At 71.8% G+C, this 2,372-nt stretch carries 3 protein-coding genes; 2 read left to right on the forward strand and 1 reads right to left on the reverse strand.

Annotated elements, in window-relative coordinates:
- Positions 1-46 precede the first annotated feature (46 nt).
- Both ACJA3G_RS35260 and ACJA3G_RS35265 read left to right on the forward strand, forming a co-directional pair.
- Positions 47-811 (forward strand): hypothetical protein, encoded by a 765-nt coding sequence (locus tag ACJA3G_RS35260; RefSeq protein WP_406557105.1) that lies wholly within the window; start codon positions 47-49, stop codon positions 809-811.
- 179 nt (positions 812-990) lie between these two features.
- Positions 991-1,536, forward strand: coding sequence for a hypothetical protein (locus ACJA3G_RS35265; RefSeq protein WP_406557106.1), 546 nt, complete (start codon positions 991-993; stop codon positions 1,534-1,536).
- Positions 1,537-1,645: 109 nt separating this feature from the next.
- Here the strand turns inward: ACJA3G_RS35265 and ACJA3G_RS35270 are convergent, their stop codons facing one another.
- A complete protein-coding gene (locus tag ACJA3G_RS35270) occupies positions 1,646-2,125 on the reverse strand; it encodes a hypothetical protein (RefSeq protein ID WP_406557107.1) in 480 nt (159 codons plus the stop codon).
- Between the last annotated feature and the right edge of the window lie 247 nt (positions 2,126-2,372).

The following is a 2,372-nucleotide window of genomic DNA, read 5'->3' on the forward strand; positions in this document are numbered from 1 at the left end:
CCTCCGGCGAGGGGGCGGGGATCGGCGGCCTCGCCGGAGGTTCCCCTTGAAGGACTGGATCGTCCTCGCCATCGCGATGGCCGCCGCGTGCGCCGTCGTGCTGACCATCGTCGTCGTCAACCACCGCCGCATCCGCGAGGACGACGACCCCTCCCAGACGCCGGACGTCATGGAGTACATGACGATGATGATGGGAGTGGTGTACGCGATCGTCCTCGGCCTGGCCATCGCGGGCGTCTGGGAGGCGCGGGGCGCGGCCTCGGACACCGTCCGCCAGGAGGCCCAGGCGCTGCACGAGGTGAACGAGCGCGTCCAGGTCTACCCGGCCCCGGTGCGCGAGCGCGTCCGCGCCGACGTCGACGCGTACGTCACCTACGTCGTCCACTCCGAATGGCACCGCATGGAGGTCAAGGGCGAACTCGGCGACAAGGGGACGGTCCTGCTCGACCGGCTGCGCCGGGACGTCACGGACTACCGGCCCGCCGACGACCACGAGGCGCAGGCGTACCAGCCGCTGGTGGACCAGGTGGCCGCCGTCGACGAGGCCCGCACCACCCGCGGACAGGGAGCCGGGGCGACGATGCCGGGGGTCGTCTGGTTCGGCCTCATCACCGGGGCCGTGGTGACCGTTGGCCTGATCTTCACGCTCCAGATCCGCCGTACCGGGCGCGAACTCCTGCTCGCCGGGCTCTTCAGCGTGCTCATCGCCTTCCTGCTCTTCCTGATCTGGGACTTCGACGCCCCCTTCGGCCGGGGCCTCTCGGCCACCGCGGCCCCCTTCCACGACCTCTTCCCCGAGCTGTTCGACTGAGCCCGGCGCCCGGCGACACCCCGGTGGGTCCGCCGGGTGGGGGAACCGAATGCCCCATTCGCCGGACACCGATCGCGACCGGGGGCGCCCGCTCCTAGCGTGTCGGGCATCGAGGCGCATTTCTCGCTTTATGTGGAAACCAGTTCCGCGATGCTCCTCGGGGACCCGGAGGAATGTCCATGGGCGCGATACGCATCGCATCCGCCACCCTGCTCGCCGCCGCGGCGGTCTCCGTCGCCGCGCCGGCGGCAGCTCTGGCCGCAGACGGCGGTGGCGCGCACGGCAGCACCGTCACGTCGTTCGGTTTCAGCGTGACCCCTTCCACCATCGCCCCGGGCGGTACGGTCACGCTCAACGTCACCGGGTGTCCCTCCACCGCCACCGCCTCCTCCGGCGTCTTCAACACGGTGACCATCTCGCCGAACAGCTCCACGTCCGCCCAGGTCGACTTCAACGCCAGGCGCGGTGCCACCTACACCGTGACGTTCATGTGCGCGGGCGAGCGCGGGACCACCGATCTCACCATCACCGGCGGCGGCTTCCCGACCCTGCGGCCCACCACCAGGCCCACCATCAGCACCACCAGCGCCCCCTCGCGCGGTGTCCGGGGCGGCGTCGGCGGCACCTCGCAGGGCGTCGACATGGGCGAGATCGCGATCGGCCTCGCGCTCGTCGCCGCGGCCGGTGGCGGCCTGATGCTCTATCTGCGCCGCCGCGACCAGTAACGGCCCCGGCCCGCCCCCCGCGAAACGGCCGCGAAACGCCGGTCGTCCCGAGTCCTCGCCAGGACTCGGGACGACCGGCGGTTCGGCTCTGTCCGGGAGGTCCGGCCGGTCAGATCCGCCCGCCGTTCGCGCGGCGGCGGCGTGCGACGTACACGACACCGCCGATGGCGGCGAGCCCCACCAGGGACCCGCCGACGGCCATCTCGGTCTGTGTCGGACCGGCGGAGCCGCCGAGGCCGCCCAGCGCGCCGCGGCCGGAGAGCACGGTGAAGCTGCGGGTCTCCGTTCTGGGGTTGTCGTTGCAGCGGACCGACAGGTTGTACGCACCGGCGCTGATGTGGTCGTGGATCCTGGCGGTCGCGAACCCGGTGTCACCGCCCGACAGCGAGGTGGGCGAAAAGGCGGTGGAAGTCACGATGCCCCCGTGGCCACAGCCGTTGGCCGTGATGGTCAGCGTGGCGCCCGGGTGCACCGCGCTCGGGTTGACGGTGACGTTGCTGGGACCGAAGTTGGCGGCGGCGATCGGGGCCGAGAGCCCCACCGCCGCGAAGGCGGCCACGGCCACCGGAAGAGCGCGTGAAGCACGCATGGTTGAACCTCCGAGGGAGGGCGCCCCAAAGCCGTGCTCCGGGAAATTCGACGAGTACGCCTCCCACGACGAACCCTCACCGGGGGTTCTCCACCTCGCATGTCGGCGCTGGTCCACCCTGGTGAGCCGACACGCCGGTGGACGGGCCGCCGATCTGACGGACCCGCAGGTCACAGACCGTCAGAACTTTTATCGGATCATGACACGGATGGGTCACCCCGGCCGCCGCCCCGGGCGCACCGTCCCC

It is taken from the genome of Streptomyces sp. YS-3 (genome assembly GCF_045257485.1).
Taxonomy (GTDB): Bacteria; Actinomycetota; Actinomycetes; order Streptomycetales; family Streptomycetaceae; genus Streptomyces.